The following is a 15,538-nucleotide window of genomic DNA, read 5'->3' on the forward strand; positions in this document are numbered from 1 at the left end:
AGAGATGAGCAAACCAAGATCGGAACTGTCCACAATTCTGCGCGGGGTCGCCCGCGATCCGCTGGGACTGGCGGGGTTGATCATCGTCGGAACCATTGTGTTCTGTGCCCTGTTTGCGGCCTGGATCGTACCTTATGACCCGGTTGCGCTGAACGTGACCCACCGGTTGCAGGGACCGTCGGCCGAGCATCTGCTGGGCACTGACCAGCTGGGCCGCGATACGTTCAGCCGGGTGATCATGGGCGGGCAGGTGGCGCTGAAGGTGGCGTTGCCTGCAGTGTTCGGCGCGATGGTGATCGGGCTGACACTGGGAATGATCGCGGGTTACGGGCCGAAGTGGCTGGATAACCTGCTGATGCTGTTCTTCGACACCATCCGCTCGTTCCCGACGGTCATGTTCGCTCTGGCGGTGGTCGCGCTGGTCGGGCCCAGCCTGCAAACGGTGGTTTTTGTGGTCATGGCAACCTCGATCCCCACCTACGGGCGGGTGGCGCGGACGCAGACGCTGACCTTGCGCAATTCCGAGTTCATTCTGGCCGAACGATCCATGGGCGCCAGCATCTTCCGCATCCTCGGGGTGCATATGCTACCCAATATCATCGGTGTGCTGGCCGTTCTGGCGGCAATGGACATCCCCACGGTGATCGCGCTTGAGGCCGGTCTGTCCTTTCTGGGTCTGGGGGTCAAACCGCCGACGCCAAGCTGGGGATCGCTGCTGAAGGACGGGTACGCATTGATACGACAGACGCCATGGCTGGTGGTCGCCGGGGGCCTGCCGATCATTCTGGCCACGCTGGGCTTTACCTTTCTGGGCGAGTCCCTGCGCGATGTGGTTGATCCCAAACTGAGGAAACAGCGATGAGCACCCCTTTGCTGGAAATTGACGGCCTCAGTGTCGACTACGAAACGGTCCGGGGTGATCTGAAAGCCCTGCGCGACATCTCGTTCGACATCAAACCGGGCGAGATCGTGGGCATCGTCGGCGAATCCGGCTGCGGCAAGTCCACGCTGATTTCCTCGATCCTACGTCTGACCGCGCCGAATACCCGATTCAGGAACGGGGAAATCCGGTTCAAAGGGCGCGACCTGCTGTCGCTATCCGAACGCCAGATGCGGGCGCTGCGCGGCGACGATATCTCGATCGTGTTTCAGGACCCGATGCAGACCCACAACCCGGTGCTGTCCATCGGGCAGCAGATGCTGGACATCCAGCACCGCTCGGGCGCGTCGAAATCCGAAAAACGCGCGCGGGCCGCAAAGATGCTGGGGGCTGTCGGTATTCCCGATCCCGAGGCCCGGCTGACGCAGTTCCCGCATGAGTTCTCGGGCGGGATGCGGCAGCGTATCGCCATTGCCATGGCGCTGATGTCGGAACCTGACCTTCTGATTGCCGATGAACCCACAACAGCACTGGACGCCACGCTTGAGGTGCAGATCATCGAGCGGCTGAAAGACCTGCAACAGGATTTCGGCTGCGCGATCCTGTTCATCTCACACCATCTCGGGGTGATCGCAGAGCTGTGTGATCGGGTGGTGGTGATGTACGCAGGCGCCGTTGTGGAGAGCGGTGAGGTACGCGAGATATTCCACCACCCGAAGCACCCCTATACCCGCCGTCTGATCGACTGCGATCCGGGGCATATCAAGACCCGAGCGCGCGTCCTGCCGACCATTCCGGGCGAGGTGCCCGGTCTGGCCAATCTGCCCGGCGCCTGCATTTTCCGCGACCGTTGCGATCAGGCCATGCCGCGCTGCGCCAGCGACGTCCCGCCGCTTGAACAGGTGCAGCAAGGCCATCTGGCCGCCTGCTGGCTGAACCATACGGAGGCCGCGACATGAGCCTGCTTGAGGTCGAAAACCTGCAAACCAGCTATGGCCGCGTCAACGTGCTGGCCGGGGTCAGTTTCAAGGTGGATCAGGGCGAAACCTATGCGTTGGTGGGTGAAAGCGGCTCGGGCAAGACCACCGTGATCCGCGCAATTGCAGGGCTGGCCCCGGCACAGGCGGGCAATGTCCGGTTTGACGGGCAAGAAATCCGCGGCCTGCCGGAACGGGCGCTGCGCCCGCTGCGCAAGGACATCGCAATGATGTTTCAGGACCCGGTTGGCAGCCTGTCGCCGCGTCTGACCATCGGCAGTCTGATCACCGAACCCTACCGCATTCAGGGCCTGAAAGACCGTGATCTGCGGGCCGAGGCGCGGCGGCTGCTGGAAATGGTCAACCTGCCTGCGGATTTTGCGGATCGCTACCCTTACCAGCTGTCGGGCGGGCAGGCGCGGCGTGTCGGCGTGGCCCGCGCGCTGGCGTTGGAACCGCGCCTGATCCTGGCAGATGAACCCACCGCCGGGCTGGATGTGTCGGTTCAGGGCGAATTGCTGAACCTGCTGAACGACCTGCGCGAACGGTTGGGTCTGGCGATGGTGATCATCACCCACAACCTGAACGTGGTGCGCCATGTGGCGGACCGCATGGGCATCATGTATCTGGGCCGACTGGTCGAAGAAGGCACGACCGAGGCGATCTTTGACACCCCCCGCCACCCCTATACCCGCTGCCTGTTATCGGCCAACCCCGAACCCGACCCCGACGCGCGGCTGGAGCGAATTGCGCTGAAAGGCGAACCGCCCAGCCTGCTCAAGCGCCCCTCGGGCTGCGAGTTCCGTGAGCGCTGTCCGGTGGCCGGCGATATCTGCATGCAGACCCCCGTCTGGGAACAGACCGATGGCCACGGTTTGCGCTGTCTGAAACCATTTTGAAATGACGAGACCCCAATGACCAACCCGGACGCCAAACTGTTTTTCAACGGGCCGATCCTGACTATGGACGCACAGAACCCGGAATGCGAGGCTGTGCTGACCCGGGGCGGGCAGATCGCTGCGGTTGGGTCCGAGGCGGACTTGCGCGCCCGGATGCCTGCGGATACGCAAGAGGTTGATCTGCAGGGACAAACCCTGATGCCCGCCTTTATCGATCCGCACGGGCATTTCCCCGATTCCGGCTTTGTCGAACTGTTCCGGGTGGATCTGTCCGCACCGCCACGCGGCGACTGTCTGGATATTCCCACAGCCCTGCGCCGTTTGGCCAACCGCGCCCGTCAGACCCCGAAGGGCGAGTGGATCATGGGCGTTCTGTTCGACAACACCGCCATTGCCGACCGCCGGATGCCCACCCGCGCCGAGCTGGATGCGGTGTCACGCGATCATCCGGTGTGGGTTATCCACGCCTCGGGGCACAATGGCGTTGCGAATTCGGCCGCGCTGTCGTTTCTGGGGGCCGATGCGAACACGCCGGACCCAGTCGGAGGGCGTTTTGATCGCGACCCCGAGACCGGAGAACTAACTGGCCTGATCGAAGGTCTGTCCGCGATGGGACCGCTGGGCGAGACCTGTTTCCTGATCGACCGTGTGCGTTTCCTGCAAGGATGCGCCGCCGCCCGTGACGAGTATCTGCAACATGGTGTGACCTTTGCGCAGAACGCCTGGGTCAATGCCGAGTTACTGGAGCATTTCGCTGCGCTGGCCGCGCAGGGTGACCCGGGTATCGGCCTGATGCTGTTGCCCATCGCGGAACTGGAACCCGCGTTGTCCGAAGGACGGGCCGAGGTGGACTGGCAAGACACCCCGCATGTCCGCACTGGACCGCGCAAGCTATTCTCGGATGGTTCGTTCCAGTTACAAACTGCATTTCTGAGTGAACCCTATCACGAGGTTCGCAAGTCGGATTGTCCCAACGGCATGCCTTATATGGACCCGGACCTGTTCCGGTCCGAGGTCATCCGCCTGCACAGGCTTGGCTTTCAGGTCCATTGCCATTGCAACGGCGACGCCGGGGCCGAAATGTTCATCGACGCGGTCGAGGCCGCGCTGCTGGACACCCCATGCGACGATCACCGGCATACTGTCATTCACGGGCAGGTCTTGCGTGACGATCAGCTACGCCGGATGGCCCGACTTGGCATGACGGTCAGCTTCTTCTCGGCCCATGTGCATTTCTGGGGCGACCGGCATTATGACACGATCATGGGGCCCGCCCGCGCCAACCGCCTGACCCCGGCTGGATCAGCCGGACGGTTCGGCGTGCGGTTCACCCTGCACAACGACGCCTCGGTTACGCCAACACGCCCCTTACATCTGGCGCATTGCGCGGTAAACCGTGTAACAGCGTCCGGCCGTTTGTTGGGCGCAGATCAGAGGGTTTCTGTGATGTCGGCGCTAAGGGCGCAGACGATTGATGCCGCTTGGCAGGTCTTTCTTGAAGATGAACGGGGATCGCTTGAACCCGGCAAGATGGCCGATCTGGCGGTGTTGTCCCAGAACCCGTTATTGGCACCGGAACGGTTAAAAGAGATTTCAGTCACCCGAACCTATCGGTGCGGAAAGCTTGTTTTTGAACGAGATAAGGCATCTGAACCCCATACGGACATGCAGCCGCTGGAAGCAAAGTGAGTCTGATCGCGTAAGGTGCTTAGGTTCAGGACTCATAGCCAGTAATTGACGAGTGCCGGCAGCGCGATGGCTGACAGGAAAACCTTTGGGCATCTGTCGTAGCGGTTCGCGATCCGCCGCCAATCCTTCAGCCTGCTGAACATGATTTCGATCCGGTTGCGCCGTTTGCAGCGACGCTTGTCGTGCTTCACCGGTTTCTTCCGCTGTTTTCGACCGGGGATGCAGGCGCGTAAAACTTGATTTGGCCACAAAACACGGCGTTAAGTTTCAGCAATGCAAAACAGTGTCTACAGTGCTAAAAATGATGAGATTTATTCCGGCGTTTGTACCCGCGGCTCAGTTAAAACCGGAAGCGCACGCTTCTTTCACAATCTCATTGCACAATAACTGACAAAATCTTGAACAACATGTAAATCTGCCGAAAAGAACTTCCATGACAGTTGATGCTGTCTGTTTTTCTCCCCCTCGAAGCAGACAGCTGTCAAATTGAGCACGTTCCAAACATTGGGGAAGCCGGCGCAGGGATGGTGGTCGGTCATCTCTTCAGAACGTCTGTAATCTACAGCTATTTCAGGCGGCCGTGATGTGAAACAGTCACGGTCGCCTTTGTGCACCCAATATCCTTTGATCGGCTCAGATTGCTAAGAGAGAAGATCATCGCGTATTTATCTCAACTCACTCGTTACCTCGTACACATTGGCCATGATCTTCGAGATTTTCCGATCCATGCGTGGACAGTTCATATTTCATCGTTGGGAAATGTAGTACAAACGTCCAAACTTCGCTCTCTTTGATATGGATAAAGGTTACACCGTCAAGGCCATGTGCGACCGTCGCAGCCCCTTCGATATCATGAAAGAAAATTTGCGCGTCTGCGCCCTCTTCGGGTTGTGAAATTCTGATCTCATCGTGTGTCACATCTGATACGCAGCGAAACTCTGTTCCGCCTGCAACCGCCGTTGAAGCACAGGCGATACCACTGATCAAAGCCAGTTTTCCCAGCATAATATACCTCGTTTCACGTTTAATTTCTGCGCCCATCGAGCAATTCTCTCTCTGCTATTCTCATTTCAGGTTTGCCAAAGCTGACACTAATTCTCAGCCCGGGATCATTGTTCGTGGCCGAAATCTTGGCGCCATGCCGTAGGGCGACGGCTTTGACCAGTGCTAGGCCCAGGCCGTTTCCGCTTTCCCTGCGATACCCATCAACGCGGTAGAACGCGTCGAATATCTTATCGAGAAGCGGTCCGGGTACGCCAAAACCATTGTCTGAAACCTCCAGCACTACAGAGTTGTTGCTGGCTGCAAGCGAGACCCGTATCCAAGCCTCGGGCGGGCAATACTTGATCGAGTTGTTTATGAGGTTGACCAACAGTTGCTTCAGCATCTGCTCATCGCCTCGGACCAATATGGTATCGGCGTTGAAGTCAGCCGTTATGCTCATCTGCGCATCTTCTGCCACGGGAGAAAACGTTTCGACGACGTCCGCAACCAATGCACTCAGATTAACGGTCGAGAATGGTCGTTTATACGTTCCGGCCTCTATTCGCGATATCCTGAGAATGGTGTCGAACACCGCGCTTAGTCGCTTAAGCTCATTTTCAAGCTCGTGCAGCTTGGGTCGCGGGTCACCACCATAGTCAAGCTCGCTGTAAACTTGCTGCAAAGCCAGAAATCCATGAGACAATGGTGTTTTCAGGTCGTGCGCAATCGTAACTGCGGTTGTCTGCGTGCTGATCATCAAACTGGACAATCGGTCCAGATGCCGGTTCATAAGGCGCGACACTCGATCAATCTGATCGTTTAGGTTTGAAACCGGAAGGCGGGCTTCAGTGTTCCCTTTGGAAATCATGTCGAGCGTTTTTTCAATGCGCCTAAGCTTGCCGTAGCTGTAGTGGCTGACCCAATAGCCGAGCCCGAGAACGACTACGGTGGTTGCAATGGTGAGAAGCACCAGACTTTCCCAAAGCGTGGTTAACGCCTGGTTCATGGATGTCATGCTGCGTGCGACTACGGTGCGATACCCAAGATAGTCCGATGCTCTGAGCAGATAGACAGGGCTGCCGCCCCCGATCTCGACAAAATCAGGGTCAACTTCGTGCCAACCATTTGTTTTGGGTATCTTGGGCACGGTGCCTGCAAGAACAGAGTTATGCTTGTCAAACAGAGCAATCATGTGAAGCCCGGTCCGGTTCGGACTATTCAGGTGATCTACAGCGCGATGAACCGCATCGGCGCCGCCGTCCAACAGGATTTCGTGAAGCAACAGCTCTTCTTCCAGAATCTGTTGTTCGAGATTGGTTCGCAATGTGTCTTTCAACGCAACATAGGCGGCGTATCCAAACACTGCCGTGATAATCCAGACTACAAGTGCGGCGTAACACGCGGTTCGAAACGGCGCCCCCGAGAAAATACTAGCGCGGTCCATGGAGGCTGTACCCGACATTTCGAACTGTGTGCAAAAGTGCGATCTCGAACGGTTTGTCGATTTTGGCTCTGAGGCGGCTGATATAGGTCTCGATCACCGTCGAGTTCGGATCGAAATTGTAATCCCAAACCTGTTCGAGGATCATGTTTCTGGTCACGATCCTGCCGGAGTTGCGCATCAGAAGTTCCAACAGCGCGAACTCTCGTGGTTTCAGCTCAATCGTTTGGTCCTGCCGACGGACCAGACGTTTCAGCAAATCCATCGACAGATCAAGCACACGCAATTCCGTTGCCTCCACCCTGTCGGTGCGCCGTTTCAGAACGCTCTGCAAACGCGCCAGCAGCTCTGAAAAGTGAAAGGGTTTGACCAGATAGTCATCCGCCCCCTCGGTCAGGCCTTCGACGCGATCGCTCACGTCGCCGATTGAGGTGAGAAACAGCACCGGCGTCTGATTTTGCGCCGCGCGCAGAGCTTTCAATATCGACATGCCGTCCATACCGGGCAGCACCCGATCAAGGATCACCGCGTCGCATTGGTTGTACAGGCAATATGACAACGCATCGCGCCCATCTTCGAACCACTCGACCGTAAACCCGCTGGAGCGGAGTCCCGAGATCACGAATTCTGCGGTTTTGACGTCGTCTTCGGCGACTAGAATTTTCATGGCTTCGGCTTTCAATCACGTTGCAAAAGGCAACGCTGACGCAACAAGCCCTCGTTTGGGTGGTTCAGGCACATTACTGCGCCTGAACCTTTGGCGCGAGGGGGTCATTTATAAACTCAACGTCTCTTCGACGGCTTTCACCTGAAGACGGGCCAGCCCCAGATTGGCGGCCTTCTTGTCCAGCGCCACATAGACGAAGATATTCGGGTTCTTTTCCAGGGGCCTGATCAGGTGAAACTGCTTGCCCAGCGTGATGAGGATATCCTCGATCACGTCATTCAGTTTCAGCGCATCGATTGCCTGCAATTTGGCGCGCACCACTTCCACATTCGCCGCGCCCGCGGTTTCAAGATCGAACTTGGCGCCGCCTTCGGTGGCAAGGGTCAGACCGGTGTCACTGTCAACCAGACAGGCGCCAATCAAGCCTTTGATTTCACTGAGTTTTGATATGTCCAAAGACATCATCTTCTCCTTCGTTAAGTTAAAACCGGCAGCTCTGTTTTCGTCAGAGGTGCCATTTCGCGGCTCAGATTCTTCATTCGCAGGGCCGGTGCCCGGGATTTTGATCGTGTATGTCTGGACCAACCCAAACCGTTTGCCAAAACGCGTGGCGGCCGAAAGAGAGCTTTGTTTGTTTTTCACCATCTTCTTCACTCTTCGGTTCTTGGGTGGGGTGGAAAGCGGGTTCCGGAGTGTGACAGCTGCATTGCCTAAAGCGCCCTTGAGGGGGGCCGCGGCATCGCACCCGGGGCCATTACTCGGTTCGTATGGAGCAGCAACGTGTCTATGAGCTGTTCGTCGATCTGCGGAAGCACCCTTGGCGCAGCACTACGCTGGCGCGGAGTGGAGAGCATAGTGGCCAGCAATCGGAACGGCGGCGCAGGATGTGCCGGTTCGACATCCGCAGCCTGCCACAGCAGCTGTGCAGCAATAAGCACCGGCCGATACCCGAGCGGCGTCTGACCAGCGAGCAGCAGAGAGATCGCATCGCCCTTGTCACCTGCAAGAACGCACCACAGGTTGGTGCATTCAAAGCTGACATACGCGATCCCGCAAATGATGATGCTTAACATGCTTGCCTTCGACTCATACAAACCAACAGATGAGTGTAGAGGCGATATTCAGTTTAACTGAATTATTCAGTTTCTTTAAAAATATGTAAGAAAAGCCTGAGCGGGCCAGAGAATAGGCGGGGGATTTTATGGATTTGGAAAATTACATATATAAAACAAATGGTAAAGGTGTGCTCGTTATTCCTATAAGCACGAAATCTTGACGCTACGTCATGATATCCTGAATCGCGCCATGCGGAAATCAGCGCATTTTCCCGGCATGGATTTGGTTTAGCTAAATTTAAACTTTAGCGACCCAAAGGTTAAACCGCGCGCTTTCCGCAGTCTGCCAGATCACAAAAAAGGCGGCCTTCTCCGCCATGCTGAAACACTTAGGGAAGGCCGCCGCGAGGATTGGCGGGGTTCTTAGAGTGAGTGGCATTCTCAGATGCCGGTGAGGCCCTATTCGGGCGAGCGTGGAGACGCCTGTCCTCGAAGTTATGCTAATCAATCCACCCAAGCACAATGCGCGTGCTTTCTTGCACCTGCCTTTCACCAAGATCAAAATTTTGACAAATTCTTCGGTTCCCGCACTGCGCACTAACGAACCTAGCCCATCCGGTATCCGACGTTTCTGAGCGTCACGATCCGCTGGCCTTCGGCCCCGATCTTGCGGCGCAGGCGACCAACATAGACGTCAACCACATTGGTCAGCGGATCCTCGTTCATACCCCAGACCGAGTTCAGGATGCGTTCGCGTGACAGGACCCGGCCGGTGTTGGTCAGAAAGAGAAGCAGCAGGTCGCGCTCTTTCTTTGACAACTTGATTTCTTGTCCGGCCACCGAGACCTGAAGCGAGTTTCGGTCAAACTTCAGGTCTCCGCAGATGATCTCGGTATCGCTCAGATCACGCGCATAACCGTTGGCGCGGCGATGCAGCGCCTCGACCCGCGCGATCAGCTCATCGAAATCGAACGGCTTGGGCAGGTAATCGTCCGCGCCGATCTTCAGCCCCTCGACCCGTTCTTCCGGGCTGTCCAGAGCGGTCAGCATCAGAATCGGTGTTTTCGATTTGCGGGCGCGAAGCTTGCGGCACACATCCTGACCCTGAATGCCCGGCAGCATCAGATCCAGCAGAATGACGTCATAGGTGTTTGTCGCGGCAAGCTCCAAAGCATCTTCACCATCCGGGTCCGGGGCGTGATCCACCGCCCAGCCCTCGGCTGACAAACCGCGCCGTATGAAATCGGCAACGCGGGCTTCATCTTCGACAAGCAAGATATTCATGATGTGCCTCAACTCTTTCCCTGTTCGAAACTGCACCGACAAAATCAGGTTGGCCCTGATACCCGCGCATCAACCCCTTTTTTGCATCGTGTCGGTTTGAACAACTTTCATCCGGGCGGCCTTGGGCAGGGTTATGACGATCCGCAGCCCGCCCTCTGGCCGATCCTGAAGATCGACAGTCCCACCATGCGCCTCGACGATGGATTTTACCACCGGCAGCCCAAGGCCGCTGCCTTCGATACCTTGCCCCGACGCGTTCGAGCCCCGAAAGAAACGATCAAAGGCCTGGGATTTCTCTACCGCGCTTAACCCCGGCCCGTCATCCTCGATGGCGATCGTGCACGAGGCAAGCCCCTCGTCCAGCTTGACCCCGATCGTCGGCCCCCCATAGCGCCGTGCATTCTGCAGCAGGGCCAGCACGGATTGGCGGAGACGCACCTCGTCGACCGATGCCATTACTTTGCTGTCGGGGCTGTCGAACCGAACCGGGTCGGGGAACATTGCGACAGCATCATGGACGATCTTGCGCAGGTCGGTTTGCCTGCGATCCAGCCTCAGCTGGCCGGCCTCAAACCGCGCAACGGTCAGCATGTCGTCTACGATCTGATTGGTATGCTTTGCTGAATCCCGAATACGCGCCAGCGAATCCGAGGCCTCGTCGGGCAGGGAATTCGACGTCCGCAGGGTAACATCGGCCTCGCCCAGGATGATGGCCAGCGGGGTGCGCAGCTCATGGCTTATGTCCGCCATCAACCGCTTGCGGTTTTCCTCGCCGGTTTCCAGCTTATCGATAAGCTGCTGCAGCTCGGCCGTTCTGGCTGAAACGGTATCTTCAAGCCGCCGCTTCTGTTCGGCGCGGCTGGCCTCACGCGCGGCGAGGCCCTCGGCCATGCCGTTCAGCACGGTGCCCAGTTCGCGAAACTCCAGGCTGCCCCCAAGATGGACCGGCTCGGAATAGTCAGCCCTGCGCAGGCGACCGATGCCATCTGCCAACCGTGTCAGTGGCTTTCTGATCTGACGGTTGAACGATACAAGCCCGACCAGCAGGACCGCAATTGCGGCCAGTACGATCATATAGACCAGCCGCTCGTTCCATTGCCGAAAGGCGATTGCCTCGGCCAGAACATCCTCGACCTCTTCAACCTCTTCATCCAGCGCGGCCTGAATCTTCTGGTCAAGCGCGTCATCGATATCTCCATCAAGCAGACCCGCCAGACGTTCTATCTGAACAAAGGTCTCAACCGGGTTGCCTTCGGCTGACAGGCTTGCGATGGCCGCGTTGACGGCTTCGATATCATCCTCAATCTCATCGAGCAGCTCCAGTTCCTCGATCTCTTCGTCGCCCACCATCTGAATCTCACGCGCGATGGTCTTACGGATCGCTTCCAGAGTCTGGGCGATCTTTGCCCGCAACTCGACTTCACTCACCCCATCGTCCCGATCCCCGATCAGCAGCGCATCGCCGTGCTGCTTGAACAGGCGGTAGAGGTCCGCTTCCAGCCGCAGATGCAGCCCATAGGATTCCTGCGCCAACTGTATCCGCGCATCCCACCACCGGGTTTTTTCGAGGCTGTATAAGGTCAGGCCCGCCAGCCCGCCAAGAAAACCGACAAGAACCATAGCATAGATACCAAACAGGGTAGATGAGCGCATGTCAGACGACCTTTGAGTTCTCTTCCAGATTAAGAGGGATGGTTTCTCCGACCAATATGATCGTAGCGCTGGACAGAGCCCGCAGCGTCGCAAGCAAGTCAGCCTGATGGGATTTGCACAATTCCCACCGCACCGAGGCGATGACAATGACATCCGCCCTGCCAAGAACAGCGCGTGCCAGGTCCAGCGGCAATGTTTGATGCGGTAGCAGACCGTTGCCGTTTTCTGCCAGGCGCTGATCAAGACCGCGCGGCGCAGACAGCAGATCAGACAAGCCAAAGCGCCGCATGATCTCCGATATCTTCCTGTCGCCCGGCCGTCTCCTGCACATCAAGCTTGCGGAACGGCGCAAACTGCCCTGAAGGCCGATATGTTCATCACCGACAAAGGCCACTTTGGGGGCCTTGTCCTGCCCGCTGAAGCGCACGTTGATCCCCGCGCGCCGGTCGAGCCCCGCGATACACCGCGCGATGATCAACGCATGTTTGCCTGTCAAAGCCGAAGCCGTGCCACGTTCGGCCCTGAACGCGATGGGCGTCTGATCAACTTCTCCGGTGATTTCGACTGCAATGGGACCGGTGCAGGGTGTCGCTTTCCGCCGGACCTCGGGTTCCGACAGCAGCCTCTCGGCCTTCTCGCGCGCCACGCGCCACGCGCAATACTGGTCCCATGCCCCGGCGAGTTTCTGCAGCGGAATGGCGACCAGCGCAATGACCGAAAGGCAGGCGGCTACCGTGGCTGGCGCTATGCCGGTTTGGCTGGCTTGCCAGAGCATCAGAAGACCGGCAAGGGCCACCCCCAATTGCAGCGTTGCCTGAAGACTGGCGGTTCGGCCCCTGCGCGCCAGCGCATCGTCGCGCAGTGATGCGCCCTGAGTTTTCAGCCTGCGCAGCTCTCGGCCGGTGCGGCCCATCAAGTCCAGTTCCGGTGCAATCGCGATCCGCTCGATCATGGAAATCGCGATACTTGCCCGACGGCTGCGCAGGTTCCGATGCCGACGCCGCAGGTGCCACGCTAGGGCCGCCATCAGCGCAACAGAAAATCCCAGCGCAGATAGGCCGCTGATCGCAAGCGTCGGGCTCAGCGCATACAGAATGGCACCCGCGCCCGGAATCACCACGGCAGCGGACCACACATCGGGCAGGCCCCGGCCAAACCAGAGGCGAGCCGCCGAAAGATCCCCCACGAAACGCAAGGACAAAGCCCCCAGCCGACGTTCTTCGTGGCGGGATTTCGGAAGGCGCGCGATCTTTCGATACAGAACCTGACGCAGCGAGATCGCATAGCTTTGACCCAACGCCTCGGCCCGGTATTGCGATATCAGCGGACACAGCGCCGCGACTACGCCAGCCAGGGCCAATTGCGCCACGGTTTCCACAGCCAGGACATTGCCCCCGTGCAGCGCTGCGAACGCATCCCGAGTGGCAAAGGCGCCAATAGCCAATGCGCCCGCCTGCAGGATACTGCTGGACACCACGAGGACCGCATCGATGATGCGGTCCCTTGTGGCCAATCCGGGGAGGAGTTTCATGCGGCCACATCCTCCGGTGCACGGCGCATCAGCGGCACGACGTGTCGGGTGATGATCTCGGGCGACCACAGGTCTTCGCGCGACAGGATCGGGCGGCCCGTGGCCTCGGTGGCTTCAGCGGCGGCCAGAGGCGAGCAGCTGACCATCCCCGAAATCGCAAAGGGGCTGAGACCGGCCTGATCCAGAACAGTCACACCGCCAAGAGCGCTCAGCGCATCCGGGGCTGCGAACAGGATACCATCCAGACGGTCGCGAATGCGCGACGATTGCAGGATGGCCCGCGTTTCCTGCTGGAATACACCATCGGCAATCTCGACCACCACAACCTCGGCCCCGCGCGCAGCGGCGGTGGCAACCAGTGTGTCAAAGCCCGCTTCGATCTGTGCCAGCGGCATCCGGTATGTGGTGGCCATCCCGACATCCGTGAAATCCAGCGCCGGAGCGCCGCCGTCCTCGAAACTGTTGAAGTCACCAAAGGCGCCGGTTCCGGTGGCCTTGATCCCTGCCACGGCAAAGCCCGACCGCATCAGACCGTGCCCAAGGCTGCACGCGGCAGTTGTCTTGCCCGAGTTCATGGAGGCGCCGAAAACACCAATGACCGTGACCTGATCATTGGATGGCAGGCTGGGTAGAGCATAATCTGCCACGTTGATCACCCGCCCCTCCGCAGTCGTCAGCAAACCGAGAGGTTTCAACCGAGTGGGGTCTTCCATACGGACATGGGCCGCGTCCACCCGCCCGGCGACGCCGCCGCCTGCCACCAGATCAATCAGATCGTCATCAATGATTGCACTGGCCAGAAACTGATCCGGCGCATAGCGATCCCCCAGGCAGAGGACAACAAAGTCACCCGGATAACTGGCCGAAGCGCGGCGCTCGGCCAACTGGATTTTCTTATGGTGTCCGATCTCGGCAATCTCGCAGAGGATCAGATCGCCGGCCTTTGCAGCGTCCATCTGCGTGGAAATCCCGCGCACGTCGGATCGATCGACCCTGCGGGTTGTGAAGGCCCATTTTGCAATGTCGCAGGCTAAAGGAGAGGTTTGGGGAAACTGTGTCATGCTTAACTCCGTGACTGGCTGTTCGATGCTTTCGTTGTGCCAGCGCCATGTGAGAAAAATCGCAAAACCGGATGAAGGGGCGGCGTGTGATCAGATGAACGACAAATGAACGCGTCGGGTTTCGATCAGTCGTCATCCCCATTATCATCGCCGCCGTCATCCCCGCCGCGCTCACCGTTGCCGCCATCGTCGCTCTCGCGCTCGCCCCGGTTGCCTCCCTCGGATCTGTGTTCGCCGCGGTCGTTTTGCCTGCCCTTGCCGTTGTCCCGCCCGCCGCGCAGTTCGATGATCGTGATGCGATTGTCTGCATTGCGATCTATGTCCTGAAGCAATTTCCTTGCCCCGGCTGTACCAAAGGCGGCCACAAGCTCATCAAAACTCAGAACGCCATCCGCGTTCGTATCAACCGAGCGAAAGCTGGCGGTCTGCGCCTCGGCCGTGCTGACCTGCCACAACCCGACATATAAGATGCAAGTCAGCAATATAATGCAGACCGCGTGACTGATTGCCCCCGGCCAGCGTTTGCTTGCCCTACGTCCATTCCCCGACACAAATGTTCCTTTGCCATCCGGCCCTTCGCGGAAACCGGCGTTTTCTTAGGTCCAGTAGGACAATATGGCGCGCGCAGATGAAGCGCGCATATTCGAAAAATGAACGGAAAATGAACGTCCGAAGGGGCGTGTCAGAAAACACACCGGCGTAATGCAAGCGAGGAAATCCGCCGGTCAAGCATCGGTGGAGCAGCCTTGCCCCACCGCATGAAAAAAACAGGTTTGCCTGAGTCGTTAGCTCAATCGAGGGCAAGTCTAATTCAGGTCAGATCGTCGATCCGCGCCTCAGGGGCATTGCGCTTGACGGATTCGATGCCGTTGTCGCGTCCAGATGCACTGGTGTAGCTTTCGCTGACACCGATAACCTGACCGTTGCTGGCTTTCAGGTTGAATCGATGGCCACCGGATTTGGTTTCCTTCCGCTCATACCTGTCGTCGTTCGTAGCGTTTGTTTTTACAGATGCGATGCCGTTTTCGGCGCTGGCCTTTTGGACATACCCTTCACTGGCCAGAATGATCTCTCCATTTCCCGCCTTTAGCCGGAAACGGTATTCTCCGGCTTTGTCTTCGTAAACTTCAAATTTTCCTGCCATGTAAGCCACCTTATTGTTGTAGAACCTAAACACGTCACGACGTTGCGATTTTCGCCATCCAGTCACAAGAAGAAATTTGCACAAAAGAAATCCAGCATAAGGGGTTACCGCAGATTCCGGCACACAAAGGACCAGTTGGCGCGGCTCTAGCTTGGCCAGTCACCTAAAATCAGGTCACTGCGGTTTTAGTGATCCGGCCACAAGAGTGATAAGCAACGAAACACAGATTTAGTGACGATAGATCTTTGGGGTGATCAAAGAACATGAGACAGG

The 15,538-nt window shown here is 58.1% G+C and carries 15 protein-coding genes and 1 pseudogene; 5 read left to right on the forward strand and 11 right to left on the reverse strand.

Annotated elements, in window-relative coordinates; all coding sequences use genetic code 11:
• The first annotated feature begins 4 nt into the window (after window positions 1-4).
• Genes ACR0NT_RS16315 through ACR0NT_RS16330 form a run of 4 tightly spaced genes read left to right on the forward strand, consistent with a single transcriptional unit; the run spans window position 5 to window position 4,445 of the window.
• On the forward strand, window positions 5-862 hold the full coding sequence (locus ACR0NT_RS16315) for an ABC transporter permease (RefSeq protein WP_170440588.1): 858 nt from the start codon (window positions 5-7) through the stop codon (window positions 860-862).
• Window positions 859-1,839 carry an ABC transporter ATP-binding protein gene (locus tag ACR0NT_RS16320; protein ID WP_170674660.1) on the forward strand — a complete coding sequence of 327 codons (981 nt, stop codon included), beginning with the start codon at window positions 859-861 and terminating at the stop codon, window positions 1,837-1,839. The genes ACR0NT_RS16315 and ACR0NT_RS16320 overlap by 4 nt, the downstream gene beginning before the upstream one ends.
• Window positions 1,836-2,756 (forward strand): ABC transporter ATP-binding protein, encoded by a 921-nt coding sequence (locus ACR0NT_RS16325; protein ID WP_170674662.1) that lies wholly within the window; start codon window positions 1,836-1,838, stop codon window positions 2,754-2,756. The genes ACR0NT_RS16320 and ACR0NT_RS16325 overlap by 4 nt, the downstream gene beginning before the upstream one ends.
• Window positions 2,757-2,771: 15 nt before the next feature.
• The gene (locus ACR0NT_RS16330; RefSeq protein ID WP_170674664.1) at window positions 2,772-4,445 is read left to right on the forward strand and encodes an amidohydrolase; all 1,674 of its coding nucleotides are present in this window, start codon (window positions 2,772-2,774) and stop codon (window positions 4,443-4,445) included.
• A 32-nt stretch (window positions 4,446-4,477) separates the two neighbouring features.
• Here the strand turns inward: ACR0NT_RS16330 and ACR0NT_RS16335 are convergent.
• From ACR0NT_RS16335 to ACR0NT_RS16355, 5 genes and pseudogenes are all read right to left on the reverse strand, one after another.
• Window positions 4,478-4,678: pseudogene (locus ACR0NT_RS16335) on the reverse strand (transposase); the annotation flags it as partial.
• A 442-nt stretch (window positions 4,679-5,120) separates the two neighbouring features.
• Complete coding sequence (locus tag ACR0NT_RS16340) at window positions 5,121-5,450, reverse strand: hypothetical protein (protein ID WP_170440596.1); 330 nt, start codon at window positions 5,448-5,450, stop codon at window positions 5,121-5,123.
• 19 nt (window positions 5,451-5,469) lie between these two features.
• On the reverse strand, window positions 5,470-6,792 hold the full coding sequence (locus ACR0NT_RS16345) for a sensor histidine kinase (protein ID WP_480443373.1): 1,323 nt from the start codon (window positions 6,790-6,792) through the stop codon (window positions 5,470-5,472).
• A gap of 67 nt (window positions 6,793-6,859) precedes the next feature.
• The gene (locus ACR0NT_RS16350; protein WP_170440600.1) at window positions 6,860-7,537 is read right to left on the reverse strand and encodes a response regulator transcription factor; all 678 of its coding nucleotides are present in this window, start codon (window positions 7,535-7,537) and stop codon (window positions 6,860-6,862) included.
• Window positions 7,538-7,645: 108 nt separating this feature from the next.
• Window positions 7,646-8,182 carry a roadblock/LC7 domain-containing protein gene (locus ACR0NT_RS16355; protein WP_480443401.1) on the reverse strand — a complete coding sequence of 179 codons (537 nt, stop codon included), beginning with the start codon at window positions 8,180-8,182 and terminating at the stop codon, window positions 7,646-7,648.
• A 122-nt stretch (window positions 8,183-8,304) separates the two neighbouring features.
• Between ACR0NT_RS16355 and ACR0NT_RS16360 the strand changes: the two genes are divergently transcribed.
• A complete protein-coding gene (locus ACR0NT_RS16360; protein ID WP_170674666.1) occupies window positions 8,305-8,607 on the forward strand; it encodes a hypothetical protein in 303 nt (100 codons plus the stop codon).
• 591 nt (window positions 8,608-9,198) lie between these two features.
• Here ACR0NT_RS16360 and ACR0NT_RS16365 read toward each other — a convergent pair.
• The 6 genes from ACR0NT_RS16365 to ACR0NT_RS16390 all read right to left on the reverse strand — a co-directional run bounded on the left by ACR0NT_RS16365 (window position 9,199) and on the right by ACR0NT_RS16390 (window position 15,265).
• On the reverse strand, window positions 9,199-9,876 hold the full coding sequence (locus ACR0NT_RS16365) for a response regulator transcription factor (protein WP_480443377.1): 678 nt from the start codon (window positions 9,874-9,876) through the stop codon (window positions 9,199-9,201).
• Between the two features lie 69 nt (window positions 9,877-9,945).
• Window positions 9,946-11,529, reverse strand: coding sequence for a sensor histidine kinase (locus ACR0NT_RS16370; protein WP_170674670.1), 1,584 nt, complete (start codon window positions 11,527-11,529; stop codon window positions 9,946-9,948).
• A 1-nt stretch (window position 11,530) separates the two neighbouring features.
• Window positions 11,531-13,060, reverse strand: a complete 1,530-nt coding sequence (locus ACR0NT_RS16375) for an ABC transporter ATP-binding protein (RefSeq protein ID WP_170440608.1) — start codon at window positions 13,058-13,060, stop codon at window positions 11,531-11,533.
• Window positions 13,057-14,121 (reverse strand): DUF1611 domain-containing protein, encoded by a 1,065-nt coding sequence (locus tag ACR0NT_RS16380; RefSeq protein ID WP_170440610.1) that lies wholly within the window; start codon window positions 14,119-14,121, stop codon window positions 13,057-13,059. The genes ACR0NT_RS16375 and ACR0NT_RS16380 overlap by 4 nt, the downstream gene beginning before the upstream one ends.
• Before the next feature lie 125 nt (window positions 14,122-14,246).
• Window positions 14,247-14,603, reverse strand: coding sequence for an EF-hand domain-containing protein (locus tag ACR0NT_RS16385; protein WP_170440612.1), 357 nt, complete (start codon window positions 14,601-14,603; stop codon window positions 14,247-14,249).
• A 329-nt stretch (window positions 14,604-14,932) separates the two neighbouring features.
• Window positions 14,933-15,265 carry a YegP family protein gene (locus ACR0NT_RS16390; protein WP_170440614.1) on the reverse strand — a complete coding sequence of 111 codons (333 nt, stop codon included), beginning with the start codon at window positions 15,263-15,265 and terminating at the stop codon, window positions 14,933-14,935.
• Window positions 15,266-15,538 lie beyond the last annotated feature (273 nt).

It is taken from the genome of Ruegeria sp. AB10 (genome assembly GCF_056542745.1).